Source organism: Planktothrix pseudagardhii, assembly GCF_904830925.1.
Taxonomy (GTDB): domain Bacteria; phylum Cyanobacteriota; class Cyanobacteriia; order Cyanobacteriales; family Microcoleaceae; genus Planktothrix; species Planktothrix tepida.
On the sequence record NZ_LR882967.1, the window covers coordinates 4776159 to 4803146 of the forward strand.

Sequence of the window (26988 nt, forward strand, 5' to 3'; positions counted from 1 at the left end):
TTGGCTATCGTTTATACTTTAGAAAAATATTAAGTGATCGCTAAAGATTGTATTCCATTACTCAAATTAATATCTTTGAGTTCCTCCTCAATTCGGGTTTGACTCCATCCCAAAGCTTCACCCATTGTTTTAGCACAAATATTAAGGGTTTCCTGAGAGATATCTCCTGCACTTCCCAATTCTGTCCGACGAAAAACAACATCACTTAATTTTTGTGCCATTTCCTCATGAATGGCATGAAGCACTTCTGCTTTAATCAATTCTGTCTCATTCAGAATTCCTTGAGAATCTGGGGAATCCTTGAGATAGTTTAACACATTAGGATAACTAGAACCATAGTTATAAACTAATCGATGAATTTGACTTTCTGTTAATCCTTGAGTTTTTCCCTCTAAGATAGCTTGGTGTAAAAAATTATTAAAACTTTCGATTTTTCCGCCGTCAATTGGTGTAATCGCTGATTTAGATTCAGGGGGGTATTGATCCCAAGTTTTAAACACAAAATCAATAGCTTTTTGAGCCACATCTCTAGCGGTTGTATATTTTACACCTAGCACGGAAATTAATCCTGGACATCCATCTTGAGTATGATCTCGGAGTTGATATTGATCTGCTAATTTGGGTTCTCCTGTTTTGGCATCAATTCCAATTCTAGGAAGCAGTCCCCCATGCACAAATGAAATGTCTTCTCGCTGTAATTTTGCGGCGGGATAGACTTGATTAATTTCGCTAATAAACTCTTGAATTTCTGCTTCTGTAATTTTAAACTGATTGGGATCTTGATCGTAAACACTGTACCAGGTTCCAATCATAGATTTACCGCGCCAAGGGGCAATAAAAAAGAAACGACTTTTCTGAACTGAACCGTTAGGTAATTGACATTTTGCACCGGAAAGACCAACGGCATAGGTATTAAATAAAGGCCGAGTGATTAAATTCATCGCTTTTGCCAAATTCAGGGGCGGTAGCGGTGATTTTTGGGGTAAAAAATTGAGAATTTGATTCAGCCAAGGGCCACTGGTATTAACAACGGTTTTCGCGCGAATCTCTAGTTCTGATGCGGTTAATTCGTCTTTAACTTTAACCCCAGTTACTCGATTTTCTGTGAATAAAAATCCGGTGACTTCTACATAGTTAGCTAAAGTTGCTCCTTGTTGTTCAGCAGACTTGAGAAACGATAGGGTTAAACGTTCTGAATTGTAAACTTGAGCATCACAAAAAATTGCTCCCCCAGTTAGTCCAGCTTCAGGAATATTAGGAAGCAATTCTTGACATTCAGCTTGAGAAATAATTCGACCATTGGGGATATGTTTTTGGGGATCGTTGAGTTGATTGCGATCGCTACTGATAATATCATTAATGAACATTCCCAGAGTCAGTGCTTCTCTCCCCTTTGTTCCGTGTCCGTAGGTAGGTACTAAAACGGGTAAAGGATGGATTAAATGCGGTGCAATTCGCATTAATGTGGTGCGTTCTTTTATTGATTCTCGCATTCGCTTAAAGTCGGCTTTTTGCAAATAGCGCAAACCACCATGAATAATTTTTAAGCTATTAGCAGAAGTCGCCCCTCCAAAATCTGCTTTTTCGACTAAAGCAACTGATAGCCCCCGCAAGCTGGCATCCCAAGCGATACACGCTCCATAAATGCCTCCTCCAATAATTAAAAGATCATAATTATTTTCGGTCAAGGCTGTTAAATTTCTTTTCATAACCTAATGATAGGAAACTGAAACCGTGACAAGTTACTCCTGGTTATATCCGACTGACACGGAGTTTGGCAAGAGTTCCTGTGTCAATTCATTATAAAGGCGATTTGATTGTTGACGGAATGCACTATAACTATATTTTTCGTGAACTAAAGCTTTTCCTGCTTCACCGAGTTTTGTTCTCAAGGTTTCATTGGTAATTAAATTCACCATCCCTTGAGCAAATGCTTCAGGTTCGGGTATTGCGAGTTGAGCAACTTCAGGATTTAAAACTTGAGTATGGGTAAATAAATCGGTGGCTAAAACGGCTTTTCCACTATCGAGGTAGGAATAAATTTTCATCGGTGTATTCTTCCCTTTGGTGCGGGGAGAAACTAAAATATCGGCTTGGGAAAGATAGATATCGAGTTCGCTAGCAGGTTTTTTACCCAGGAAATGAACGTTATGATCAATACCGAGTTGTTGAGCTTTTTGTTGATAGAATTCAACGTCTTCTGGTTCTCCCCCAACAATGACTAAATCTGCTTTTTGAGTTTGTTTAAGGGTCAGCGCAAAGCTATCGAGCAATAAATCAATGCCTTGATAGCTTTCTAAATTCCCCACATACATCATCAGTAGATGATTAATGTTTAAATTCTGTTTCAAATCTTCAGTGAGTTGATTGGGATTTGATTTCAACAAAGAAACATCGGGAAGCAGAACGACTTTTTGTGGCTTATACTCAGCAATATCATTTGCTAAAGCTTGACACACTGGGACAACCGCTTGTGCGTGTTTAACGGCTAATCCTTCAAAGGTATTGAAAACTGATTTCAAGGGAGATAATTTTGGATATTTTTCGATCATCTGTTGGGCTACAGAAGAATCCATGTCATAAATATAGGGGGTTTTAAAGAGGAATTTAATCAGGAGGGCAATGAAAACGGTTTCTTCAATGGCATGAATTAAATCATATTTTTTCTGAAATGTTAGTTGTAAAACTTTAAATAGCATCAAAACATCATAAACTAACTTTTTCCAAGAAAACCCGGGTCGAACATTGCTACATCCTGGAAATTTGGTGGTGCGATATAAGGTTGTATTACTATAAGTTACATTTTGCCCTTCAGGATAGGCAACAACATCAATTTTGTCTCCCCGTTCTGATAAAACTTTTAGAAGCATATCATCGGCAATGGGAGAGCCTCGATCTTCATAAAAAGGGTGAGGAATCAGAAATAATATATTAAGATGCGTTTTATTGTTAGAAACGGATAATGGGGATGAAGTTTGAAAAAGTATGCTCTCAACAGGGTTCGTTTGATTTAACTCCAATTCTTGATTTAATTGCATAAGCTTCCCCTATATACCTATACCCAAGGAGTTATAATAATCAATGTAAAGTTAGCGGGCATCCCCCAAAAGTGGTAAAAAAAATGAGCCTAATAAATGAAATAAACGATTTCATCAATAAGCTAAAGATTCTATCCTTCTTTTATGACTAAAGAGAATTTGAACAGCGTCAGCTTGACGAGGAAGTGTCAATTTTTAAACTAATGTCAAATTCTTTAATTTGGACTTTTTTACACAGCCAACTTCACCAAACTTTACGAGATCGTCAACTGTTACCTCAGTCTCAACGGCTGTTGGTGGCGGTATCGGGGGGTCAAGATTCTGTGTGTTTACTGAAATTGTTGTTAGACCTGCAACCGAAGTGGGGATGGGAATTAGGGGTGGTTTACTGTGACCATCGTTGGCGGTCTGACTCCGGTGCTAATGGGGACTATATCGCACACCTTGCCGAGTCTTGGCAATTACCGTTTTATCGAAGGGTGGCGACGGAAATTCCTAATAGTGAGGCAACGGCTCGGCAATGGCGTTATCAAGTTTTGGCTGAAATTGCCGAAGAATATCATTATCCAGTTATTGTTACAGGTCATACAAAAAGCGATCGCGCGGAAACCTTACTTTATAATTTAATCCGGGGTAGTGGTTCCGATGGTTTACAAGCTTTAACTTGGCAACGTTCTCTACACTTAGAATCTCCTATTCTTAAGCCAGATTTAACGGCTTCTATTCAGTTAGTGCGTCCCTTATTAGAGATTTCTCGTGAACAAACCGGGCAGTTTTGTCAAGAACATCACTTAAAAATTTGGGTTGATACTACCAACGAAGATTTACATTATGCGCGCAACCGAATTCGTCAAGAACTTTTACCGTATTTACAAACTCATTTTAATCCTCAAGTTGAATCCCATCTCGCCCAAACAGCCGAATTATTACGAGCAGAAGTTGACTATTTAGACTCATTAACAGAAACCCTTTTTCAGCAGGTTGTAGTCTTTGAAAAGGAAAGTCAAAAACCCTTAAAAATAAATCGATTGATCTTACGTCAAACCCATGAAGCTTTACAACGTCGAGTCAGTCGAAAAATTTTACAACAGGTTATGTCAAAAACTCCTAACTTTGAACATATTGAAAAATTAAAAGCTTTAATTTCAGCCCCCAATTGCAGCCAAACTGATCCGTTTCCAGGAGGAGTGATCGCCTTTGTAGATAAGGAGTGGATCGTCTTTAATTTTAAACTTTCTTGAAATAAATTCCCCCTCTTGACAAAACTATTCATCATGATAAATATAATTTTATACCAATTCTAGTTTTTGGTGAGGAGTCAGTCATGATTAGTCTATTGAGGAAAAATAAATCCCTTTCTATCTTGTTACTAGCAACAGCCGTATTTAGCCCCGGAATTAGCTTAATATCTTCAAAAGCGATGGCACAACCAGGGGCTGTAACGATTAAATTGATCAATGGAACTGATAAAGTGATGACCCACTTTTATGCCTCTCCTCCCAGTACATCAGATTGGGAAAATGATATTCTTGGTGCTGATGTTCTTAACCCTGGCGAGAGTATAACTATCAACATAAATGATGGCCGAGAAGATTGTGACTATGACTTTCGAGCTATCTTTCAAGATGGCACTGAATCTGTAGATGCCGCACAAAAAGTTTGTAGCGGTGAAGAATACACCTATCAATAACCTTTGGCTGGGGTCATTTCTAATACAATTGTTAAGAACCTTTCTCCTTTGCAAAACACAGTCCTACAATGCACAGTAGAACAATAACTTGACAAAGGAGCCTTCCTATGGCGTATGTATGCGAACTAGGGGCGGGTCAAAGAGTTTATTTAGAAAATCAGGGTGTGCAAACCGTTGTCACCTTGATTAGTAGTAGTCCAGGACAACAGCAACAAGCCAGTAGCAGTTTTGCGACCGGAGTTTGGAGTTCACCTCCCCAGGTGTTCCAAACTCCTTATGGTATGATGCTCAAAATCCTATCCGAGCAAGGGGAAAAAACCTTACAAATTCAAGGAAGTAGTGTCAGTGTCATCAGTGGAACCCCCTCGATGAACAACTCTGAACAACTACCTGTGCATGAAGTCACCAGTTTACCTGTGTCCCCGATGCCAGGAATAGAAGTGATGAAACCCCTGAAACCCATGAGTTCGATGGAACCGATGACTCCGATGACCCTGAGTCCGATGGAACCGATGAAACCCCTAGAACCCATGAACCTAAAAATGGGAGATATGCAGATGAGCATGAACCCGATGGAAATGCGAATGGGGAATATGGAACTGCGAATGGGGGCATCTGCACCCAATAAACAGAAGTTTTGCAGCCAATGTGGAACATCGGTCAAACCCGAAGACCGATTTTGCTCCAGTTGTGGACATCAGTTATAAGCCATCAGTCATCAGTCAAGAAAATGTCTATTAAAGTTAGTTTAAACCACCAGATTTGCTATCAGTTTGAACGTTCTGTGATTCTAGGGCCTCATACGATTGGGTTGCGCCCCTCTCCCCATTGCCGGACACCAATTTTGAGTTATGCTCTCAAGATTGCCCCCTCTGACCATCAACTAACATGGTTACAAGATCATGATGGAAATTTTTTGGCTAGAGTTAACTTTCCTCAAAGCACTGATTCTTTAAAAATTGAAGTGGATTTAATAGCTAAAATTCAGCCTATTAATCCCTTCAATTTTTTTATTGAACCCGATGCTTCAAACTATCCCTTTCAATATCAACCTCGTCTGGCTCAAGAATTAATTCCTTTTTTAGAAATTCGGGAAGCAGGAGAATTATTAACTCAGTGGGTTAAAATTAATCATAAAAATAATGTTTATACCCTTGATTTTTTACTAGATTTGAATCGAAAATTAGCGGAAATAATTGAATATAAAGTTAGATTTGAACCCGGAATTCAAACCTGTGAAGAAACCCTGGAGAAAAAAATCGGTTCCTGTCGAGATACAGCTTGGTTATTCGTACAAATTTTACGCCATTATGGATTAGCAGCGCGATTTGTTTCGGGATATTTAATCCAACTGAGTAATGATATTCCCCCTCTGGATGGGCAACCTGGGCCATCGAATGATAATGCTGATTTACACGCTTGGGCGGAGGTTTATTTACCTGGTGCGGGTTGGCTTGGACTTGACCCCACATCGGGTTTAATGGTAGCAGAAGGTCATATTCCCTTAGTTTGTGTTGCTGACCCCTTAGAAGCTCGTCCCGTTTACGGAACCTTTGAACCTGCTGAGTCAAAATTAGACTTTTTTGTCACGGTTTCTCGTTATCATGAAATTCCTAGGGTAACAAAACCTTATACAGAAGAACAATGGCAAAATATTCATGATTTAGGGGAAAAAGTTGAAGCTGATTTACAGCGTTTAAATGTGGGTTTAACTATGGGAGGAGAACCGACTTTTGTTTCTATTGATGATTTTGAATCTCCCCAATGGCGAATTGCAGCACTCGGAGAAGAAAAACGTCAACTGGCTGGAAAATTGCTCACCCGTTTACAAGATAAATTTACTCAAAAGGGGGGATTACTTCATTATGGATTAGGCAAATGGTATCCGGGGGAAGCACTACCCCGTTGGGCGTTAGGGTGTTATTGGCGAAAAGATGGAATTCCCTTATGGCGAAATCCCGAACTCTATGCCCAAGAGGAGCAAGATTATGGTTATATTCAACAAGATGTTTTAACGTTTATTGAAGCTTTAGTTAAAAATTTAGGCGTAAAATCCGAGTGTATTATTCAGGCGTATGAACCTAACTCTAATACCATTGCTGGATATACCTTACCGATTTTATCAATCGTTAAAAATAACGCAATTCGCTGGAGTAGTTGTCGTTGGCGGTTGCCTAACTCCAATAAAATTGAACTATTAACCGGAAATTCTCCCATTGGGTTTCGTTTACCTTTAAGCTCTTTAAATTGGCACGCAGATGAACTTGAACAAGAAGCGGTTCTCCCCTTAACTCATCCCCCCATTGTTCCCAGTTCTGAACCTTTAGAATCTCCCATTAATTCTATTCGAGTAGCTTTAAGTGTAGAAGCAAGACAGGGAAAAATTCACGTTTTTTTACCTCCTGTAAGCTCGGCGCGAAGTTTTGTAGATTTAGTCGCCACGATTGAAAATACAGCCGCCCAGGTTCAATATCCCGTTATTTTAGAAGGATATACACCCCCAGCGAATAGCGGGATTATTGGGTTTCAAATTACTCCAGACCCCGGCGTGATTGAAGTTAATATTCATCCCGCTTCTAATTGGAAAGAATTAGTTGAAATTACCACAACGTTATATGAAGAAGCGAGATTATGCCGTTTAGGAACGGAAAAATATCTCTTAGATGGACGACGGATTCCAACGGGGGGTGGTGCCCATGTTACCATTGGTGGAAAAACGGTTTATGATAGTCCATTATTACGCCGTCCTGATTTATTAAGAAGTTTAATTACTTATTGGCAAAATCACCCTTGTTTAACATTTTTATTCGCTGATTTATTTGTTGGGCCAACCAGTCAATCACCCAGGGTAGATGAAGCCAGACATGAGAGTTTATATGATTTAGAAATCGCGTTCCAAAAATTAAATTATAATGCAAATATTTCTCCTGAATTAGTCGATAGATTATTAAGGAATTTATTAATTGATATTACGGGTAATACTCACCGTTCTGCTTTTTGTATTGACAAATTGTACCCCATTGAAAATCATAGAAATCAATTGGGATTATTAGAATTTCGAGCCTTTGCGATGCCTCCTCACCCCCAAATGAGCTTATTACAATTGTTATTAATTCGGGCGTTAGTGAGTTGGTTTTGGGAAAAACCCTATCATTATCCATTAATTCGTTTGGGAACTACTCTACATGATCGATTTATGTTACCGTATTATTTAGGAGAAGATTTAAAAGCGATTTTAAGGGATTTACAAATTATTGGTTATGATTTTGATTTTGATTGGTTTGCCCCATTTTTTGAATTTCGGTTTCCCCGTTATGGAGAAATTATTAAAGAAGGAATTGAACTAGAACTGCGTCATGCCATTGAACCTTGGCACGTTTTAGGGGAAGAAACTGCATCGGGAAATACAGCCCGTTATGTGGATTCTTCCATGGAAAGATTGCAAGTTAAATTAACGAATGCGTTAGGAAATTCCCCAAATTTTGACAGTTATTCGGCTCGATATATTGTCACTTGTCAAGGTCGTGCCATTCCGTTAAAATCTACTGGAAATCTAGGGGAATATGTGGGGGCGGTGCGATTTCGGGCGCGACGATATGCCTCAATTTTACATCCCGATCTTGAGCCCCATAATCCTTTAATTTTTGATATTGTTGATACTTGGGCAGAGCGTTCTATTGGGGGCTGTACTTATTTTGTTAACCCTCCCGACGGGAAAATCTATCAACAATTTCCCGTTAATCATCGAGAAGCTGAAGGCCGAATGTTAGAACGATTTATGGAAATGGGGCATACATCAGGATTGATGAAAATTCCGCCTTTACATCTTAATCCTGAATATCCCTTAACCTTAGATTTGCGTCAAATTCCTTAATTTATACCCGTAATTTTTATTCTAAACCTGCATAGGTTGTTGCAGAATCATCCGGCACTTCTGCGGCTTCTTTGGGGCTGGGTTCTATCCAAATAATCGGCTTTTGACTCGGATCAATTCGGTTGCCTTGTTCCTGCATAATACTTTGAGTTTGCTGGGGATCAAAATAGCGACTGAATTCTTCCCTTTCTTTGGCTACTCGTTCTTCGGTCATTTTCACCTCAGCCCGAATATCCTGAACTTTTTCCGAGACTGAACGATGGTGGGGTAACATCTGAATTAAGGCTGATATAGAAAAAGCCGATAAAATTAAATTTACCCCTAACTTAACTGTTGTTTCCACCGTCAATAGGCGTCGGTTCTGCTGGGTGCGTCGTTGCTGAGAAATTCGACGGGTACGGGGACGACGAAAGGGAGAAGCAGATGGAATCGTTTGGGGAATAGGTCGAGTCGCAGACATGATCTTTTGATTCGGGTAACAATTGAGATCAGCAACGGTCGGAGTAAATTTTAGGTTTCCCGAAAACAACTTAAAAATTACAGCAGTCGCCAAGGCAGTTAGGACATAGACTGATGCTAAAACTGTTCGCAGAAAACTCTTTTCCTGCCTGTTCCCTATTCCCTGTTCCCTGTTCCCTGCTATAACATCGAATTCGGATTCCCATAAAAAAACCGTCTCGACAGTTTGACCGAGTTAACACACAATACTCTATCCCATTCGGATAGTCATTGTCTGCACTCTTAACATTTTCTGTCGAGACAGCTTGAGGAAGTGACCCGTTACCAGTGAATTCTCACCAGTAAGTTCCAAATTTCTATTTATACAGTTCTGTAGCCAAACGGAAGGCTAAAATTCCAGGAATCAAGGCAATAACTAGGGCAATAAACACCTGAGTATCTGTCATTTTTGAATAGCTCCTTCATAAAAGTAGGATGGGAGTGTGTAAACGAGCGCCTCTTTAGACAACAGAGGAAACACGACTCAGGGGATAAATTCCCCGTGAATATTGGATTGGGAACCGACACAAATTGTTTGATTTGCCGATTCCCGGTTTTTTTGGGATTTCTCCCACTCCTATTACTAGGGTAATGTTAGCTTCGCCAATGTTATCGGTCGGTAACTATCTCAAAAGCACTGTCTTACCCCTCGTAAAACTGTTTAACTTTTAAGTTCCAGAGCAACGGACTAGCTTCGCATCCATTGGTGGGTCTTTAACACTTGCCGATAACGTAGTCAATTAAGACTATAGCTGGTCAGCTATCCAAAGTTAGAGGCATGTTGGCGAAGCCTGCGCTCCGCGCATAGCCCCGTCTCTTTAGAGCGGGGTGCTGACAAATTGAGATAATCGTTCACCAATGTCAACTAATTTGGGCATTTTGGGAAGAGCATTGTAACAAAAAGTTGAAAAAGCCAAGAACAGGGGGGCGGGGTATGAGGGAAGAGTGCGGGGACAAGCGGGGACAAACGGGGGGTGTCGGGGGAAGAGTGCGGAGTGTCAATCCTTTATCCTCTATAATTTGAAATTAGGACACTATTAGGAATCATCAATCGTTAATGTTAGACCTTGATCACGTTTTTGAATTTTCTCGGAATTTAGAGTTAAATCTTCTTGTATTATTGCCTATTTTAGTTGCCCTAGAAGCCGTATTGTCTGCGGATAATGCCATTGCTTTAGCTTCTATTTCCTGTGGTTTAGAAGATAGCAAGCTTCAAAATAAAGCTCTAAATATTGGGTTATTTTTAGCATTTATTTTACGGATTATTTTGATTATTACGGCTACTTGGGTAATTAAATATTGGCAGTTTGAGCTATTAGGAGCGTTATATTTACTCTGGTTAGTTTTTCGATATTTTACCAAGAAAAATCAGGAAGAAAATTCAGAAGAAACCGTCCGTTATCATTCTTTTGGACAAGTCCTAGTCCTGATTGCTATTACAGATTTAGCCTTTTCTCTCGATAGTGTGACTGCTGCGATCGCTATTTCAGATCGAGCGTGGTTAGTGATTACCGGGGCAACGGTAGGGATTATTATTCTGCGATTTATGGCAAGTTTATTTATTCAGTGGCTAAAAGAATATGTCTATTTAGAAACAGCCGGATATTTAACGGTTGGTTTAGTGGGATTACGATTATTACTACGAGTAATTGATTCAGCGTTAGTCCCACCGGAATGGTTAATGGTTGTCCTGACCTTGAGTTTATTTGCTTGGGGATTTTCCCAACGAGTGACTGATTCTCCGAGTAATTCTTAATCGTTAACGGTTAACTCTCAATTGTTAACCGCTAACACCCTAAAAATTACTCAACTAACCAAGGTTTAATCGTGGGTTCCCAATTGGCTAATTCGGCATCACTAAACCATAAGCTGATTTCGTTTTGTGCGGTTTCAATGGCATCAGAACCATGAATAATATTGCGACCAATATTGATTCCAAAATCTCCCCGAATGGTTCCGGGTTCAGCGTTTAACGGGTTCGTCGCGCCGATCATTTTACGCGCAGAAGCTACCACACCATCTCCTTCCCAGACCATTGCCACAATTGGGCCAGAGGTAATAAAAGACACTAAATCCTTGAAAAAGGGTCTTTCTTTGTGGACTGCATAGTGTTTTTCTGCTAATTCCTGAGAGGGGATGAGCAGTTTCAAACCGACTAGGGTAAACCCTTTGGTTTCAAAACGCCGAATAATTTCGCCCACGAGTCCACGCTGAACGCCATCGGGTTTAATCGCAAGAAATGTCCGTTCCAAGGGAATCTCCTTAGTTGTCATTAAAGTTCACAATTTAGATTACCGTATCCCAGGTGACAGATTGCTAGTCATTCTTAACTTAACCCGTTAAACTGTCTGATGGTTGCTCAACGGCAAGGATAGAAAATATGGACGTCAACGCACTTACCCCCACAACACAAACACCCCAGGTTTCGACGGACTCCCCCAACGGAAAACCTCAAAAAACCTGGACAATTGAAGACAGTGAAAAACTCTATCGCATTCAAGGGTGGGGTGATCCTTATTTTTCCATTAATGCCGCAGGTCATATTACGGTTTCTCCCAAAGCCAACCGAGGGGGATCTTTAGATTTATTAAAATTAGTCGAATCTTTAAAAAGTCGCAATATTGAGTTACCGTTATTAATTCGGTTTCCTGATATTCTCGAAGATAGAATTGAACGATTAAATGCTTGTTTTGCTAAAGCGATCGCTCGTTATAGTTATCCAGGGGTTTATCGGGGGGTTTATCCGGTTAAATGTAATCAAGAACGGCATTTACTAGAAGATTTAGTCCGGTTTGGTCAACCCTATCATTTTGGTTTAGAAGCGGGTTCAAAGCCAGAATTATTAATTGCTTTAGCGTTATTAAAAAATCCCGATTCCTTGTTAATTTGTAATGGTTATAAAGACCAAGAATATATTAATACCGCCCTTTTAGCGCAACGGCTGGGACAAACGGCGATTATTGTTTTAGAACAAATTGAAGAAGTCGATTTAGTCATGGTGGCGAGTCAACAATTAGGGATTCGTCCGATTGTGGGAGTTCGGGCTAAATTAAGTACAAGAGGCGTGGGACGTTGGGGAGGATCAACGGGCGATCGCGCTAAATTTGGGTTAACGATTCCTGAAATTATGGAAGTTGTTGAAAAGTTGAAAAAAGCTGAAATGTTAGACAGTTTGCAACTGTTACATTTTCATATTGGTTCTCAAATTTCTTCCATTAGCGTCCTGAAAGATGCCCTACAAGAAGCCAGCCAAATTTATGTAGAATTAGCTCAATTAGGGGCAAACATGAAATATTTGGATGTGGGGGGTGGTTTAGGGGTTGATTATGATGGCTCTAAAACTAATTTCCATGCCTCTAAAAACTATAATATGCAGAATTATGCCAATGATGTAGTTGCGGAGGTTAAAGAAGCTTGTGAGGAGCGAAAATTACCAGTTCCTACATTAATTAGTGAAAGTGGACGAGCGATCGCATCCCATCAATCGGTATTAGTTTTTGATGTTTTAGGAACCAGTGATATCCCCATGGGAGAACCTCCGACTATTTCCGAAAAAGATCATCTAATTTTAAGAAATTTGGATGATACTTATCAATCTATTAATGAAGATAACTATCAAGAAGCGTATCATGATGCAACCCAATTTAAAGGAGAAGCCATTAGTTTATTTAATTTTGGTTATTTAAGGTTAAGTGATCGCGCTAAAGCGGAAAAACTCCATTGGGCTTGTTGTCGAAAAATCTTAGAAATCGTCAGAAATTCTGATTATATTCCCGATGAATTAGAAGACTTAGAAAAGATTATGGCTTCGATTTATTATGTCAATCTTTCGGTTTTTAAATCAGCGCCGGATACCTGGGCTATTGATCAATTATTCCCCATTCTACCGATTCATCGATTAGATGAAGAACCGACAAAACGGGCAACTTTAGCGGATTTAACCTGTGATAGTGATGGCAAAATTGATCAGTTTATTGATCTACGCGATGTCAAATATGTTTTAGAATTACATCCTTTAGAACATCCCTCAAATTCTGCTCAAAATCCCAATGAAAAACAACCCTATTATTTAGGAATGTTTTTAGCTGGTGCTTACCAAGAAATTATGGGAAATCTCCATAATTTATTTGGGGATACCAATGTTGTTCATATTAAACTCACCCCCCAAGGGTATCAAATTGAATCTGTAATTAGAGGGGATACCATGCACGAAGTCTTAGGTTATGTTCAATATGATACAGAAGATTTAATCGAAAGTATTCGTCGCCAAACTGAACAAGCATTGGAGCATAATCGCATTAGTTTAGAGGAATCTCAACTCTTATTACAAAACTACGAACGCAGTTTGCGCCGTTATACCTATCTGCATTAATCAAAGAATCACAAAGACACAAAAAAGAAGGTTGAAATCTTTTCTTTGTGTCTTTGTTGTTTATATCCCACATTCCGCAGATGGGGGCTAAATTTCCCAGTCATCCTTAGACAGATTTTGGGGTCAATTTTTTTATTCAATTACTTTTTTCGGGTAATAGATTATGAAAAGTTATATGGGGTTTCTGGAATAATCAAGAAACCCCATTTTTATTTTTTTAATTATGGAGTCCAGGTGGTTTGCGAACCCTGACCCCAGAACCCGTCATATTTCTTAACTTTGATATCCCCCAAAACTTTAACCTGACACGCTAAACGGCGCTGGTTCTTGGAGGAATGGGGAGGAAGAGAAAGACGAATTTTCTCTTTCCCTTGGGGTTCAGAGACTTCCCCTTCAATTTCGACGCAACACGTCCCACAGGTACCAAATCCATGACAGTTTATCAGGGAAGCTTGACCATTGTAGAGATCAACGCCATTCTCTAATAAGACTTTCCGCAGATTCGCACCCGGTTCGCAAGTGATGGTTTTTCCTTGAGCTTGAATTTGTACCATTTTTCCCTTAATAAAAGTTATGCAATGATTCTTAACTGAATTGTTACTTTTTTTCAAGATCAAAACTAGACTTTTAAAAGTAAAATAAGAGTTAAAAAGGAAAATATAGCTAACAGATTTATAATAATGTAGCAGTTAGAGAGCAGAACGCCACAATAACAATGTGATGGAATGCTGACATCTGCATCTCGATCATTCATCGATCTCATCTTGATTTGCGGGTGATCAAAATTATTGTTAACTGTTAAATTTACAAGCCATGACTCAACCGCTTTGGATCTACGATACAACCTTAAGAGACGGCGCACAACGAGAAGGATTATCCTTATCTTTGGATGATAAATTGCGAATTGCGCGTCAATTAGATAGTTTAGGAATTCCCTTTATTGAAGGAGGATGGCCCGGTGCGAATCCTAAAGATGTTCAATTTTTTTGGAAGTTACAAGAACAACCGTTAGTGCATTCTGAAGTTGTTGCTTTTTGCTCGACTCGACGACCGAATAGCCATGCGGAAGAAGATGATAATTTAAAAGCCATTTTATCGGCGGGAACCCTTTGGGTAACGTTATTTGGGAAATCGTGGGATTTGCACGTTACCGAAGGATTGCAAACAACTTTAACCGAAAATCTCGCCATGATTGAGGATACCATTAAATTTTTTCGCAGTCAAGGAAGACGGGTAATTTATGATGCAGAACATTGGTTTGATGGGTATAAAGCTAATCCAAATTATGCCCTAGAAACCTTGAAAACGGCAGCAAAAGCTGGGGCTGAATGGTTGGTTTTTTGTGATACGAATGGTGGGACATTACCCCATGAAATTACTCAAATTGTCCAAGAAGTAATTCAAGCTCTCAAAGGCTTAGAAACCCCTTTTCCTCTACAATTTGGAATTCATACTCATAACGATTCAGGAACGGCCGTTGGGAATGTGATCGCAGCCGTATTAGAAGGCGTTAATATGGTACAGGGAACTATTAATGGCTATGGCGAACGTTGTGGAAATGCCAATCTTTGTACTTTAATTCCCAATTTACAATTAAAATTAGGCTATAATTGTATTGGAGATGAAGCTATTAAAAAACTCACTGAAGTTAGTCGATTTGTCAGTGAAGTTGCCAATTTAGCCCCAGATGATCATGCGCCGTTTGTAGGATTATCTGCCTTTTCCCATAAGGGAGGAATTCATGTTTCGGCGGTACAAAAAAATCCCTTAACTTATGAACATCTTCCCCCAGAAGCAATTGGAAATCAACGGCGCATTGTCGTTTCAGATCAAGCGGGATTAAGTAATGTTTTAGCAAAAGCCAGAACCTTTGGTATTGATTTAGATCGAAATAATCCCACCAGCCGCAAAATTTTACAACAATTAAAGGATTTAGAAAATCAAGGCTATCAATTTGAAGCGGCGGAAGCGAGTTTTGATTTATTAATGCGAGAAGCATTAGGAACACGGAAAACCTTTTTTACCTTAAAAGGGTTTCAAGTCCATTGTGATAAATCTAGTGATGAAATTTGCCATGCTTTAGCAACGGTAAAAGTTACCATCAATGGTCAAGATATTTTAGAAGCCGCCGAGGGAAATGGCCCGGTGTCAGCCTTAGATGCCGCTTTAAGAAAAGCCTTGATGAATTTTTATCCGATGATTGCTGAATTCCAATTGCGGGATTATAAAGTTAGAATTCTTGATGGAGGTTCAGGAACATCCGCGAAAACTCGTGTTTTAGTCGAGTCGAGTAACGGTCAGCAACGTTGGACAACGGTAGGGGTTTCTACTAATATTATTGATGCGTCTTATCAAGCCGTTGTGGAAGGACTAGAATATGGGTTACTACTGCAACAACAGGAACAATCTGTATCCGTTGTTACGGTGAGTTAATTCATTGAAGAGATAGAAAATGGGTTTCTGGGTGAGATCTACTGAGTATAATCAAATAGTGCTGAACAGAACCCATTTTTTAGAATATTTTAATTTTCTGAAACTTAATAAAAAATATAGTTTTTATTGGATAAAGTTGCTCTAATATACAAATAGAAACATCTCTATTTAAACTGGAAATGCAAAAATATTTCGACAAGAGCGGAAATTGAATTGTTATTTTAAGATTAAGACAAATTAAACAATAGCCAGCCCTAAAATGACCCTCTTGCCCAGAAATTGAATTTCTCAGCAAAATTTTTTGAATCTCAGGAGAACAAGATGAAAACTCAGCAACAAGTATCGGGAGCCTTTGCCTTAATTGATAGCCTTAAACGTCATGGCGTTAAGCATATTTTTGGCTATCCAGGGGGGGCAAATTTACCCCTTTATGATGAAATTTATCGAGCCGAACAGGCGGGAGATTTACAACATATTCTGGTGCGCCACGAACAAGGTGCCGCCCACGCCGCCGATGGTTATGCCAGAGCAACGGGTAAAGTCGGCGTTTGTTTAGCCACCTCTGGCCCAGGAGCTACCAACCTCGTCACCGGGTTAGCAACGGCCTACTTAGACTCTGTACCGATGGTCGCCATTACCGGACAAGTCCCACGCAGTTCTTTAGGAAGTGATGCGTTTCAAGAAATTGATATTTATGGCATTACCTTACCCATTGTTAAACATTCTTATTTAGTGCGAAATCCGGCTGATATTCCTCGCATTGTAGCCGAAGCTTTTTATTTAGCAAATAGTGGCCGACCGGGGCCAATTTTAATTGATATTCCCAAGGATGTTGGTATTGCTAAAATTGATTATCAACCCGTTGAACCCGGTCAAGTGAAACTCATTGGATATCGACCCACTATTAAAGGAAACCCTCGCCAAATTCATCAAGCGTTAAAGTTAATTCAAGAAGCAGAAAAACCCATATTATATGTAGGCGGAGGTGCTATAACTAGCAGTGCCCATGCGGAAATTCACGAACTGGCTGAACGCTTTCAAATTCCGGTGACAACAACTTTAATGGGAAAAGGCGCTTTTGATGAAAATCATCCTTTATCTTTAGGAATGTTGGGAATGCACGGCACAGCTTATGCCAATTTTGCTGTAACAGAATGTGATTTATTAATTGCTTTAGGAGTAAGGTTTGATGACCGCGTGGCGGGTCAAGGCAATGACTTTGCGAAAAATGCTAAAGTGATTCATATTGATATTGATCCAGCAGAAGTTGGAAAAACCCGCACACCCGATGTTCCCATTGTTGGAGATGTGCGTCAAGTTTTAATTGATTTGTTGCGTCATGTTCATGAATTAGGCGATAGTATTAACCCCGAAAAAACACAAGCTTGGTGTCAACATTTAAGCCAATTGCGCTTAGAATATCCCTTAGAAATCCCTCACCCAGAACAAGGCATTTCCCCCCAAGAAGTGATTGTAGAAGTGTCTCGTCAAGCTCCCCATGCTTTCTATACAACGGATGTCGGACAACATCAAATGTGGTCGGCTCAATTTCTGAAAACGGGGCCGCGTCGATGGATTTCTAGTGGCGGTTTAGGCACAATGGGATATGGAATTCCGGCGGCGGTGGGTGCAAAAATGGCTTTACCCCATGAACAAGTCATTTGTATTAGTGGGGATGGAAGTTTCCAAATGAATATGCAGGAATTGGGAACCATTGCTCAATATAATATTGGGCTGAAAGCGATTATTTTAAATAATGGTTGGTTGGGAATGGTACGACAGTGGCAACATTTATTTTATGATGATCGTTATGAAGCCACAAACTTAGAAAAAGGCAGTCCCAATTTTGCAAAATTAGCCGATGTTTATAATATTCGCTCTTTGAATATTTCTCGACGGGAAGAGTTAAAAGGTGCCATTACTGAATTGTTGGCTTATGATGGCCCGATGTTATTAGATGTGCGGGTAACTCGGAATGAAGATTGTTTCCCAATGGTAGCTCCCGGTCACAGTAATGATGATATGATGGGTTTAAAACCTGCAATTGTAGAAACCAATGGTAAGGCGTTAGGGTGTCCGAGTTGCGGAACGCTAAATCCAGCAAATCATAAATGTTGTTCGGAATGTGGTTCACCATTAACACCTAATTTAGTGTTAGCTTAGATGGGAAAAACCCGGTTTCTAGCTTTTGTTCATCCAGTCAACTCAAGGCTTTTATACAGAAACCGGGTTTTGTTGCAACTTTAAAAAAAATTGTCATAATAGAGTTAGTCTAGGTTAATCTCCAAAATCAAGGAATTTTAGGATTTTCAAGATGATGGTGATCAGGATCAATTCGTCTATTAGCAATTATGCCCTCTCCTTTATTTCATGCAACGGCTGGATATTTTCTCGGCAAATATTTACCTTCCCATATCATCCCCAAATCCTATCCATTTCGCCGTTTTGATCTGAATATTTTATATCCAGTTTTTATAGCAACCTGTGCAGATTTTGATTTTATGCCCCAAATTTTAACAGGAATAGAGTTTCATCGAGGAATTTCCCATAGTTTAATCTTTACCCTGGGTTTTAGTTTAATTATCAGTTGGGTTGCCAGTAAAATTTGGAAAATATCCTATCAACAATTATTCCGATTTACCTTAATTCTTTATAGTTCCCATTTAATTTTAGATTTTTTTGCAGAAGGGCGAGGAATTAAATTGTTTTTACCCTTTTTAGATCAGTTTTTTAAATCCCCAATTCTCTTGTTTCCAGGGGTTCATTATTCCCTAGGATGGTTTCATCCCAGTCATCTTGTATCCCTTTCCTATGAATTACTATTAACTGTTGTTTTGTATCAATTGTTGACTCAATGGCAAGCCTATAAAGCTCAAAAAGCAACTTTATCTACTGTTAAAAATAATATCCATTACCATCGAAAACTCAAATCAAAGTCAATCCTTAGAAACTAATATGAAATCTCGAACAGAATGCTACAAAAGGGAACAGGGAACAGGGAACAGGGAACAGAAGGAAAAAGAAAATAGGGTATAGGGGGTGGAAAAAAGAAGTTATTAGCCATCTGATCAGTTTTTGTAGCAAACATTAAAGAATGGAATATAAATTTTTAAGATTTTATGCACTACAATTTGTAATAACTAATAACGGATAACTGATGATTAATTGTTAAGAAAGTGGTAATGTTCTTAATGGATTACATTTTGCCCTTCTGCATCACTTCCTGAAGATGGTGGCGGACTTCTTCAGCTTGTCTCATTTCTTCTTGTTGCAACTTTTCAAACAATTGAACACAAGGCTGAGAATCCATCTCTTGGGCATCTTGCATATAGGTTTTATAAATTTCAATGGCTTCTGTTTTGTTTTTCAAAACAGCCAACAAATCGTACTCCAGATCACTAATAACCTTGGCATTGTTTGTGGCAACCATACGGTTAGACTCCATGAGAGAACTTCTCACTAACCCTAACTGAAGGTTCTAGGTTCATTCATCTATCTAAAAGCGGATGATTTGTAAAGAGTCATGAGTTTGCAAACTCAGACAAGGTTTTTGAGCTATTTTACACCTATCCCTTGCATTTGAAGTGACCAGCTTTGATTGAATCCACTATAGGGAAAAGTTTCAGCCTTTATTGTCTTAGGCAAATAAAACTTAATATTTTCCTATCTTTCCTGAATCTCAGCTTAAGTTCAGGGCGTTCCAGAACAGATGTTCAATTTATGCGATCGCGTAGCATCGCACTGTTTTAATTCTGATTACCTATTGCCTGTTATAACAATTCTACAACTCGATTCAGTTGCACCGAATGAGACGCTTTAAATAAAATCCGATCACCTGGTTGGATAAACTCTTTTAACCGTTGTGCCATTTGTGGGTGAGCATCCGACGCTTGCAAATCCACAATTTCCACCAACGGTAAACCTCCGGCTCCGGTTGCTAAAGCATTTGCTTCTTCAAATTCGGCTAAAATAAATAATCCATCTAAATTGAGTTCCCGTGCCTTGCGCCCCACCTGTTCATGGAATTCTAGCGATCGCTCTCCTAACTCTTTCATCGTTCCCAACACAGCAATATGGCGTTTTCCCGGTGTATCCGCCAGTAACCGTAATGCAGCCAACATCGATTCCAAGCCCGCATTATAGGTTTCATCTAAAATAACAATATCTTCTCCCCATTCATAGCGTTTTGCTCGTCCATCGGGTAACTGAACCGCGATCCCTTGCAGAAACGGTGCATACAAGGTTTCTGGGGACATATCCCAACCATAAATTCCCCTCAATACAGCCAATGCTGCTAAAAAATTAGAGGCGTTATGAATACCCGGTAAAGGTAAAGGCAAATTCACTCCCTCAACTCGTAGGGTTTGGGAGTCGATTAATTCTCCTCGCAGATCTCCCCCTTCCAACCCATAGGTAATTGTGGTTCCAGACCAAACCGTTGCTGCGGTATTCATCAAACGGGGTTGATCCTGATTTAAAATCGCCACACTGGTTTTAGGCATTTCTGCTAACAGTTCACATTTCGCCTCAGCAATGGCTTGTTCTGACCCTAACAGTCCAATATGAGCGGTTCCTACATTGGTAATCAATCCAATGGTCGGTTGTGCAATCTGGGTTAATTCAGCAATTTGTCCTTTTCCTCTCATGGCCATTTCAATCACCGCAAACTCATGATCAGCCGTGAGTTGTAATAAGGTTTTAGGAACGCCAATTTCATTATTGTAGTTGGCTTGAGTTTTTAAGACTTTGCCTTGAGTTCCTAATACCGATGCAATTAACTCTTTGGTTGTGGTTTTCCCCACCGAACCTGTCACCCCGATGATCGGAATTTGGAATTGCTCTCGCCACCATCGGCCAATCTCTTGATACGCTTTTAAGGAATTGGTAACAGCTAAAAGCGGTAAATTCGGGTGAGTTTCGGCAAAATCCGGTGTAACAATTGCCGCGATCGCCCCTTGGTTAAGGGCCTGTTCTACAAAATGATGGCCATTAAATTGTTCCCCCTGTAATGCTAAAAATACTTCTCCGGGTTGAAGACTGCGGGTATCAGTTGTGATCCCAATCACGGGGGTGGAATCAGGGAAATCACAGTTAAAGGGTTCATTAATCGCTACAATTTTAGCAAGCTGGCCGATAGTGATGAGATTAGACATTCTCTGACTCTATAAATAAAATTGATTGATCATTATTGATTACCCAAAAAAAGAGTTTAAAGCCCCGTCCTGACTTGAGCAGGCTCCGGGTAGGGCTTACCCTGGGTAATCTCTCCCCTGAGGTGAACAGGCAGCGACGGGAAACCTCTCTCGCCTGAACGGCAAACCTATCTTTTAAGTGGACTCTTAGAATCCACAATCTCCGTACTAATTGTGCAGAGAGTGTCAGCCTGTTATGGTATTATAAAACATCACTGATTTTATAGCCATTTTGAGCGAAATGGAGTATGATTTCAGCCTTAATTTGGACATAATACCGGACTAATACAAAAGTCTATTTTTAATCGAAACAACTCCAAGCAGTGGTTTCTTTGCTAAGAGACTTTTGAACAAAATGTTGATATTAGTTTTGAATGGGCTATCAGGATTGCCTGTTATCGAGGACAGATTTTTCCAGGGTGCATAATCTTCAAGTCCTTCTAAGACTGAAAGCCATGAAAAACTGAATCAGCTTGATTTTCAGATCAACTTGCTTCTGTTTCGTGAGGAGGATTGAAGGCGAAAAAGTTGCAAAGTCGAATCTTATCAATGAAGTCACATCGTTTCTGTAGGCTTTTCAGTGGAATTATTGGTTTCAAAGTTTGCCTCGGTGAATTTTATTATACTCAATACTAGAACTTTCTCTTGTTCGTGTGCCACAATTCTATTGTGTCTTTTTAACTTTTAAGTTTAGGCGTTAACTTTCAGATCTGTCCATGAGGGATGGGAATTCAGACAACGGATAAACATTTTTCTGGTCATTCTTCCCAATAGGAGTTATCCCTAATCTTAAGAGGCATTGTTACCGCAAAAATCGAGGGAATTAAAATCCCTAGAATGAAGTCAAGATAGCCACTGAAGAATATGAAGGGATTTCACCAGACAAGACAACTCAAATTGAGCAGATGGGTAATCAAAAATGAACAACAATTTAGTTAATTCTTTACATCGAGCTACGGCCCTAGAGGAACAGACGATTTATGATCACTTACTCAGTCGGGTCGAAATAGATGAGCCGTATCAACTGATAGAGCGACTTAATTTATTATTTATTGAAGGATCGGGGTATCCTGATGTAGAAATCTCCAGAGCCTTAAATAAATTAGTCATCTCTAAATTAGAAGCTCAAGATTTTAATCATATTCTGAATCGCTGTTGTTATATTTTAATTAATCGTTGGCATACGTCTCCTCAACGCAAAGCCGCGATTAATAAATTAATTCAACTTTTTGATGACTCGATTCCCAAAATCCGTAAAGTTTACTCCTACTCTAAAACAGTTCGTCAATTGGGAGATTTAGTCTATGAATTTACAAAAAGTGATCAATATTTAGCTTTAAAACGCTTTGCAGCCGTTATTAATCAGCCAACTGAATTAGATTATAAAGCTCAATCTTCCGAACCTTTAAGAATATTAATTCCTCGCTATCCCTATCTTTATAAACATTGTTTATTAAGTGAGGATAGTTCTTATGAACATCAACAGATGATTCAACAAATTCAAGCGCAAAAACAACGCAAATTTGAACTCGATTTATCTCAATATGCCGCCCATCAAATTCGACTCGCCACTATCGCCCGTCGAACTTCTGTAGAAGAAGCTAAAAAATTTGCTTCCCCCATTCCTAACCCCACTCTTTTAAATAATCGAGAACTGTTTGTAGCCCTCAAACAATTTGTTGGAAAAGTAGAAGGATCACAAAGCTATCGAGATTTAGCTCAAAACTTTATTGCTCAAACTCAACCCAATCAATCTTTTCGCTCTTTTAAAGAGAGTTTGTATGAATATATCACGCCAACATCAATTGATTCATCCTACATCCGTAACCAGTTTAACGACAAATTATATAAATTATTACAAAATACCATTCCCCACAGTGATGACGAAAAATTTAGTGAGTTTCTCTTGCTGCGAACTTGTAACCAAATGTTAAATTTTCTAGTGGTTGAGAGTCCACAGAAACCCAATCATTTTGTCTTTATTGATTTGATTGCTAATGTCGGGCCTACCATGACCGTTGGGTTATTACTCAAAATTGTATTAATCTGTCGAAAAGTCAAACCTTACCTGGAAAAACGGTTTGCTATTTTATTTAATCATTACGAGTCTTGTTCCCAAGATGGAGTGCTCTGGTTAGTAAAAGTCTTAGAAAATTTGAATGTTGCCTTAAGTGCTAACTTTGGAGGAGTTGATTTATCGTTCATCCAATAAGCTTTAAAAACCCTAATTGTATTGATCGCGACTAAACTCAATTGACGATTCTATGTTATAATATGGATCGTTAATCAAATTCGGTTATGTACATTGTTTGAAGTTACAGAAATCTTAATTTGATAAGCTTCTGTAGGGACGGGTATGTTGCCGAAATTGAATTTTGTCCGAGTTTAAGGTTGGAGTTATTCCATGTCGATTTATGTCGGTAACTTAGCCTATGAGGTTACCTCTGGAGACCTAGAGCAAGTTTTTCAAGAATACGGTAAAGTCAGACGAGCCACTGTTCCTCAAGATAGAGAAACTGGGAAATCTCGTGGTTTTGGCTTTGTAGAAATGGTGAATGAAGCAGACGAAAACACTGCAATTGAGGCTCTCGATGGAGCAGAATGGATGGGGCGTCATCTGCGAGTCAACAAAGCAAGACCGCGTGAAGAGAATGAAGGCGGTGGCGGTAAGCGACAGTCACGGGGAGGCTATCGCAATAATTCTTATTAGAACAGAAATTTAATTCCATCAATTACGGGTTTTGCCAATGGTAAGACCCGTTATTAATTTGGCAAAATAGAAAGAGTAATTGACAATAACAGTCGCGCCTGGGTCGTTAGGGCATCAACTGATGCTGAAACCGCGCGCAGAGAATTTTTTTCCTACCTGTTCGGTGTTCCCTGTTCGGTGTTCCCTGCTATCTAACAAAAAATGAATCTGGATGATGAACTGAATACAACGCTGCTGAGTTTTACTGACCTGCAAGCGGAATTAAATTTACGCCACGCTCAAGATGCCTTACGCGAGATTGTTGAGCATCTGGACTTAACCCCCACAGAACGAGAGGGTTTAGAACCCGATATTGGGGGGTTGCAGAGGATGATGGATAAATTAGACCGTACCTCTGTACAAATTGCCGTTTTTGGCATGGTGGGACGGGGGAAATCTTCGGTTTTGAACGCTTTATTAGGTCAAGAGGTGTTTATTACTGGCCCCATTCATGGTGTCACTCAAACCACCCAAATGCAGGAATGGCAAGTCACTGAAAATTCTGCATCTCCCATTCCGGCGGTTTCCTATCGGATTTCTCAAATTGAACTGATTGATACTCCAGGAATTGATGAAGTTGATGGCGAAACCCGTGAACAAATTGCTCGTCAGGTGGCACAACAAGCGGATTTATTATTATTTGTGATTGCGGGAGATATTACTCAAGTTGAATATGATGCCCTTTCTCAATTGCGGGAAGCGGGAAAACCGATATTATTAGTGTTTAATAAAATTGATCAATATCCAGAAGCTGACCGACAAGCAATTTATGAAAAAATTCGCGATGAACGAGTCAAAGAATTATTATCTCCTAATGAAATTGTAATGGCAGCCGCTTCTCCTTTAGTGGCGAAAGCGATTCGTCGTCCTGATGGAAGTTTAAGTGCTCAATTAACGAGGGGAGAACCTCAAATTGAAGAATTAAAGCTAAAAATTTTAGAGGTTTTGGATCGGGAAGGGAAATCTTTAGTCGCTTTAAATACAATGTTATATGCGGGAGATGTGAATGAAAAATTAGTGCAGCGAAAAATGGAAATTCGGGAACAAAGTGCTAACCGAGTGATTTGGAATGGAGTGATGACAAAATCCATTGCGATCGCCTTAAATCCCCTGATGATGATTGATTTATTAAGTGGGGCGATGATTGATGTGGTTCTCATTTTAACCTTATCTAAACTCTATGGAATTTCCATGACTCAACAAGGTGCAGTTGAATTATTACAAAAAATTGCCTTAAGTATGGGAGGAATTACAGCCAGTGAATTGGTAGCAAATTTTGGCTTAAGTTCGTTAAAAAGTGTATTGGGATTAACCGCACCCGTAACCGGGGGATTATCCTTAGTTCCCTATTTATCCGTCGCCATTCCCCAAGCTGCGATCGCAGGAGTCTCTTGTTATGCCATTGGACAGGTAACAAAAGCTTATTTAGCTAATGGTGCATCCTGGGGAGAAGAAGGGCCGAAAGCTGTTGTTCAACATATTTTAGAAACCTTAGATGAAACTTCTATTTTGAATCGAATTAAAGAAGAATTATGGAGCAAAATTAATGTTAAAAACAGAACTTTAGAACGTTAATTTTTTTAGGTGTTATTTTCAATTGATCTGTTAAACCTTTTTAGCTTTAGATATTTTTGGAAATCCTCTCCTGCTTCCCTAATATCTTCATCCTCATGACTTAAAGCTCGTTTAACTAGCCTTTCAGTGAGGTGATCGTCAATATTAATATACAGTTCTAACAACCGTCTATATTCTTCATCTGTACCATCAGCTAACACCTCTTCAGCAGCGTTTTCAATATTGTTCAACAACCAACTTTTTGGCAAAGAAAGAAAACTTCTCGGCAGAGTTCAATATCCGAATGAGAAACACTAGCTAAAGCCACCAAATCATTGAATAAATGCTGACGTTCTGGTAAAGTAAGGTAAAAAAGCAATCGCAATGCAGTCCCTCTTTCTCTAGGATTTTGTAATGCTTTTTGCAGCATTTCTACTCTGTCTGTACAACTGTTCAGAAAGGCTTGACGGCTTTGGATATAATCCCATTCTCTAGTGACAACTAATTGCCACAAATCTATATTCTGAGAAGTTTGTTGTTGACTGAACATAACCTCTATTAGATATTTCTCAACTAAGCGGATTGTTAACTATCTACTAAGAACAGCTAACAATCCAACTCAGGTTTTAATACGCTAATCCCACTAATTTAGCGCTTAAATCCCACATTTTTTGAGCTTTTTGATCATCACTGGCTTGGGGAGAGACTTTCTGCACAAAAGATTTGCGATCTTTCTTTTGTCGATTTCCCCAACTCCAATAGACTCCCGACTGTTTATATTCAGGATCAGCGACAACCATGGCTACGCGATCGCCCGATAATTCTTCGGTAACAAATCCCCCAGTAATGTATTTTTGAAAGATGGGGAAAATCTTCTGAAATAGGGGATAATGGTTGCGGAATAAAGCCGTTGTTGCTACACAACCCGGATACAAAGAAGTAAACGTAATTCCGGTAGACTCATGATAACGGCGATGTAATTCTCGCATCGTTAAAACATTACAAACCTTACTATCTTTATAAGCTTTAACAGGTTCAAATTTTTTACCATCAATCATTGTGATCGGATCTTTGAAACCTTGTTCAAACCCTTCAAGATTTCCTAAATCGGGGCGGGGAGGAATTTTCCCTCCTAACTCATCAGGGTTGTGGGTAACAGTTCCTAAAATCACCATTCTGCGATCAGGATAGGAAGAGCGTTTCATGTCCTCTAACATGACATTGCAGAGGTAGAAATGTCCTAAATGGTTGGTGGCTACGGTTAATTCATACCCCTCTGGACTCCATAAAGGCTCTTTAATTAAAGGCATATAAATCGCCGCATTGCAGACTAACGCATCCAGGGAACGACCCAAAGACCGGAAATCCGCAACAAACTGTTTTACACTGGCTAAAGATCCTAAATCTATGGGAAGAATTTTATAGCTGTCGGGGGACATTCCCAGAGATTGAGCAGCCTGTTCAGCTTTAGCTAAATCCCGACACGCCATAACCACATACCAACCCTTTTGGGCTAAGGCTCTAGCGGCTTGCAAACCAACGCCCGAAGACGCTCCCGTAATTACAACTGTTGCTTGATTTGCCATAG

Annotated in this window: 23 protein-coding genes; 12 read left to right on the forward strand and 11 right to left on the reverse strand. The window is 39.5% G+C overall.

Features of this window, described 5'->3' with window-relative positions; all coding sequences use genetic code 11:
- Positions 1-29 precede the first annotated feature (29 nt).
- Both NMK36_RS20595 and NMK36_RS20600 read right to left on the reverse strand, forming a co-directional pair.
- Positions 30-1709, reverse strand: coding sequence for a glycerol-3-phosphate dehydrogenase/oxidase (locus tag NMK36_RS20595; protein WP_072720009.1), 1680 nt, complete (start codon positions 1707-1709; stop codon positions 30-32).
- Between the two features lie 33 nt (positions 1710-1742).
- Positions 1743-3038 carry a glycosyltransferase gene (locus NMK36_RS20600; protein WP_083580059.1) on the reverse strand — a complete coding sequence of 432 codons (1296 nt, stop codon included), beginning with the start codon at positions 3036-3038 and terminating at the stop codon, positions 1743-1745.
- A 203-nt stretch (positions 3039-3241) separates the two neighbouring features.
- On the opposite strand from NMK36_RS20600, the gene tilS reads away from it, so the two are divergent.
- The 4 genes from tilS (at position 3242) to NMK36_RS20620 (ending at position 8602) form a co-directional block, all read left to right on the forward strand.
- Positions 3242-4279, forward strand: a complete 1038-nt coding sequence (gene tilS, locus NMK36_RS20605; RefSeq protein WP_072720010.1) for a tRNA lysidine(34) synthetase TilS — start codon at positions 3242-3244, stop codon at positions 4277-4279.
- Between the two features lie 83 nt (positions 4280-4362).
- Complete coding sequence (locus tag NMK36_RS20610) at positions 4363-4728, forward strand: hypothetical protein (RefSeq protein ID WP_072720011.1); 366 nt, start codon at positions 4363-4365, stop codon at positions 4726-4728.
- Between the two features lie 107 nt (positions 4729-4835).
- Positions 4836-5435, forward strand: coding sequence for a zinc ribbon domain-containing protein (locus tag NMK36_RS20615; RefSeq protein WP_072720012.1), 600 nt, complete (start codon positions 4836-4838; stop codon positions 5433-5435).
- Between the two features lie 23 nt (positions 5436-5458).
- Complete coding sequence (locus NMK36_RS20620) at positions 5459-8602, forward strand: DUF2126 domain-containing protein (RefSeq protein ID WP_254174515.1); 3144 nt, start codon at positions 5459-5461, stop codon at positions 8600-8602.
- Between the two features lie 16 nt (positions 8603-8618).
- Here the strand turns inward: NMK36_RS20620 and NMK36_RS20625 are convergent, their stop codons facing one another.
- On the reverse strand, positions 8619-9062 hold the full coding sequence (locus NMK36_RS20625; RefSeq protein ID WP_072720014.1) for a hypothetical protein: 444 nt from the start codon (positions 9060-9062) through the stop codon (positions 8619-8621).
- A gap of 355 nt (positions 9063-9417) precedes the next feature.
- Positions 9418-9507, reverse strand: coding sequence for a photosystem I reaction center subunit XII (gene psaM, locus NMK36_RS20630; protein WP_072720015.1), 90 nt, complete (start codon positions 9505-9507; stop codon positions 9418-9420).
- A gap of 650 nt (positions 9508-10157) precedes the next feature.
- Here psaM and NMK36_RS20635 point away from each other — a divergent pair.
- The gene (locus NMK36_RS20635) at positions 10158-10856 is read left to right on the forward strand and encodes a TerC family protein (RefSeq protein WP_072718763.1); all 699 of its coding nucleotides are present in this window, start codon (positions 10158-10160) and stop codon (positions 10854-10856) included.
- Positions 10857-10902: 46 nt separating this feature from the next.
- Here NMK36_RS20635 and ndk read toward each other — a convergent pair whose 3' ends face one another.
- On the reverse strand, positions 10903-11352 hold the full coding sequence (ndk, locus tag NMK36_RS20640) for a nucleoside-diphosphate kinase (RefSeq protein WP_072718764.1): 450 nt from the start codon (positions 11350-11352) through the stop codon (positions 10903-10905).
- Positions 11353-11480: 128 nt separating this feature from the next.
- On the opposite strand from ndk, the gene speA reads away from it, so the two are divergent.
- Entirely contained in the window at positions 11481-13472 is a 1992-nt protein-coding gene (gene speA, locus NMK36_RS20645) for a biosynthetic arginine decarboxylase (RefSeq protein WP_072718762.1), read from the forward strand.
- Between the two features lie 221 nt (positions 13473-13693).
- On the opposite strand, the gene NMK36_RS20650 is transcribed toward speA, so the two are convergent.
- Positions 13694-14026, reverse strand: a complete 333-nt coding sequence (locus NMK36_RS20650) for a 2Fe-2S iron-sulfur cluster-binding protein (protein WP_072718761.1) — start codon at positions 14024-14026, stop codon at positions 13694-13696.
- A gap of 259 nt (positions 14027-14285) precedes the next feature.
- On the opposite strand from NMK36_RS20650, the gene cimA reads away from it, so the two are divergent.
- From cimA to NMK36_RS20665, 3 genes are all read left to right on the forward strand, one after another.
- Entirely contained in the window at positions 14286-15905 is a 1620-nt protein-coding gene (cimA, locus tag NMK36_RS20655) for a citramalate synthase (protein WP_254174516.1), read from the forward strand.
- 279 nt (positions 15906-16184) lie between these two features.
- Entirely contained in the window at positions 16185-18068 is a 1884-nt protein-coding gene (gene ilvB / locus NMK36_RS20660) for a biosynthetic-type acetolactate synthase large subunit (RefSeq protein ID WP_281250334.1), read from the forward strand.
- Between the two features lie 188 nt (positions 18069-18256).
- Complete coding sequence (locus NMK36_RS20665) at positions 18257-18859, forward strand: metal-dependent hydrolase (protein ID WP_072720017.1); 603 nt, start codon at positions 18257-18259, stop codon at positions 18857-18859.
- A 242-nt stretch (positions 18860-19101) separates the two neighbouring features.
- Here the strand turns inward: NMK36_RS20665 and NMK36_RS20670 are convergent, their stop codons facing one another.
- Positions 19102-19335 carry a hypothetical protein gene (locus tag NMK36_RS20670; RefSeq protein ID WP_072720018.1) on the reverse strand — a complete coding sequence of 78 codons (234 nt, stop codon included), beginning with the start codon at positions 19333-19335 and terminating at the stop codon, positions 19102-19104.
- Positions 19336-19675: 340 nt separating this feature from the next.
- Positions 19676-21058: a UDP-N-acetylmuramoyl-tripeptide--D-alanyl-D-alanine ligase gene (locus tag NMK36_RS20675; protein ID WP_072720019.1), complete on the reverse strand. Its 1383-nt coding sequence runs from the start codon at positions 21056-21058 to the stop codon at positions 19676-19678.
- A gap of 958 nt (positions 21059-22016) precedes the next feature.
- Between NMK36_RS20675 and NMK36_RS20680 the strand changes: the two genes are divergently transcribed.
- The 3 genes from NMK36_RS20680 to NMK36_RS20690 all read left to right on the forward strand — a co-directional run bounded on the left by NMK36_RS20680 (position 22017) and on the right by NMK36_RS20690 (position 25421).
- Positions 22017-23309, forward strand: coding sequence for a hypothetical protein (locus NMK36_RS20680; protein WP_072720020.1), 1293 nt, complete (start codon positions 22017-22019; stop codon positions 23307-23309).
- Between the two features lie 192 nt (positions 23310-23501).
- Positions 23502-23807 carry an RNA recognition motif domain-containing protein gene (locus NMK36_RS20685; protein WP_072720021.1) on the forward strand — a complete coding sequence of 102 codons (306 nt, stop codon included), beginning with the start codon at positions 23502-23504 and terminating at the stop codon, positions 23805-23807.
- Positions 23808-24008: 201 nt separating this feature from the next.
- A complete protein-coding gene (locus NMK36_RS20690; RefSeq protein ID WP_072720022.1) occupies positions 24009-25421 on the forward strand; it encodes a GTP-binding protein in 1413 nt (470 codons plus the stop codon).
- Between the two features lie 5 nt (positions 25422-25426).
- Here the strand turns inward: NMK36_RS20690 and NMK36_RS20695 are convergent, their stop codons facing one another.
- The 3 genes from NMK36_RS20695 to NMK36_RS20705 all read right to left on the reverse strand — a co-directional run bounded on the left by NMK36_RS20695 (position 25427) and on the right by NMK36_RS20705 (position 26986).
- Positions 25427-25651, reverse strand: a complete 225-nt coding sequence (locus tag NMK36_RS20695) for a hypothetical protein (protein ID WP_254174517.1) — start codon at positions 25649-25651, stop codon at positions 25427-25429.
- Positions 25648-25950 carry a hypothetical protein gene (locus tag NMK36_RS20700; RefSeq protein WP_254174518.1) on the reverse strand — a complete coding sequence of 101 codons (303 nt, stop codon included), beginning with the start codon at positions 25948-25950 and terminating at the stop codon, positions 25648-25650. Before NMK36_RS20700 ends, NMK36_RS20695 begins: the two co-directional genes overlap by 4 nt.
- 76 nt (positions 25951-26026) lie before the next feature.
- Positions 26027-26986: a protochlorophyllide reductase gene (locus NMK36_RS20705; RefSeq protein ID WP_072720024.1), complete on the reverse strand. Its 960-nt coding sequence runs from the start codon at positions 26984-26986 to the stop codon at positions 26027-26029.
- Positions 26987-26988 lie beyond the last annotated feature (2 nt).

Excerpts from the sequence above, each read along its gene's own strand:
- NMK36_RS20680 (WP_072720020.1), top strand. The coding sequence starts at position 22,017 with ATGAACAACAATTTAGTTAATTCTTTACATCGAGCTACGGCCCTAGAG.
- NMK36_RS20675 (WP_072720019.1), bottom strand. The coding sequence starts at position 21,058 with ATGTCTAATCTCATCACTATCGGCCAGCTTGCTAAAATTGTAGCGATT.
- cimA (WP_254174516.1), top strand. The coding sequence starts at position 14,286 with ATGACTCAACCGCTTTGGATCTACGATACAACCTTAAGAGACGGCGCA.
- NMK36_RS20665 (WP_072720017.1), top strand. The coding sequence starts at position 18,257 with ATGCCCTCTCCTTTATTTCATGCAACGGCTGGATATTTTCTCGGCAAA.
- NMK36_RS20635 (WP_072718763.1), top strand. The coding sequence starts at position 10,158 with ATGTTAGACCTTGATCACGTTTTTGAATTTTCTCGGAATTTAGAGTTA.
- NMK36_RS20600 (WP_083580059.1), bottom strand. The coding sequence starts at position 3,038 with ATGCAATTAAATCAAGAATTGGAGTTAAATCAAACGAACCCTGTTGAG.
- NMK36_RS20705 (WP_072720024.1), bottom strand. The coding sequence starts at position 26,986 with ATGGCAAATCAAGCAACAGTTGTAATTACGGGAGCGTCTTCGGGCGTT.
- NMK36_RS20700 (WP_254174518.1), bottom strand. The coding sequence starts at position 25,950 with ATGTTCAGTCAACAACAAACTTCTCAGAATATAGATTTGTGGCAATTA.
- NMK36_RS20650 (WP_072718761.1), bottom strand. The coding sequence starts at position 14,026 with ATGGTACAAATTCAAGCTCAAGGAAAAACCATCACTTGCGAACCGGGT.
- speA (WP_072718762.1), top strand. The coding sequence starts at position 11,481 with ATGGACGTCAACGCACTTACCCCCACAACACAAACACCCCAGGTTTCG.
- NMK36_RS20670 (WP_072720018.1), bottom strand. The coding sequence starts at position 19,335 with ATGGTTGCCACAAACAATGCCAAGGTTATTAGTGATCTGGAGTACGAT.
- NMK36_RS20690 (WP_072720022.1), top strand. The coding sequence starts at position 24,009 with ATGAATCTGGATGATGAACTGAATACAACGCTGCTGAGTTTTACTGAC.
- tilS (WP_072720010.1), top strand. The coding sequence starts at position 3,242 with ATGTCAAATTCTTTAATTTGGACTTTTTTACACAGCCAACTTCACCAA.
- NMK36_RS20610 (WP_072720011.1), top strand. The coding sequence starts at position 4,363 with ATGATTAGTCTATTGAGGAAAAATAAATCCCTTTCTATCTTGTTACTA.
- NMK36_RS20595 (WP_072720009.1), bottom strand. The coding sequence starts at position 1,709 with ATGAAAAGAAATTTAACAGCCTTGACCGAAAATAATTATGATCTTTTA.
- NMK36_RS20615 (WP_072720012.1), top strand. The coding sequence starts at position 4,836 with ATGGCGTATGTATGCGAACTAGGGGCGGGTCAAAGAGTTTATTTAGAA.
- NMK36_RS20685 (WP_072720021.1), top strand. The coding sequence starts at position 23,502 with ATGTCGATTTATGTCGGTAACTTAGCCTATGAGGTTACCTCTGGAGAC.
- NMK36_RS20625 (WP_072720014.1), bottom strand. The coding sequence starts at position 9,062 with ATGTCTGCGACTCGACCTATTCCCCAAACGATTCCATCTGCTTCTCCC.
- NMK36_RS20620 (WP_254174515.1), top strand. The coding sequence starts at position 5,459 with ATGTCTATTAAAGTTAGTTTAAACCACCAGATTTGCTATCAGTTTGAA.
- psaM (WP_072720015.1), bottom strand. The coding sequence starts at position 9,507 with ATGACAGATACTCAGGTGTTTATTGCCCTAGTTATTGCCTTGATTCCT.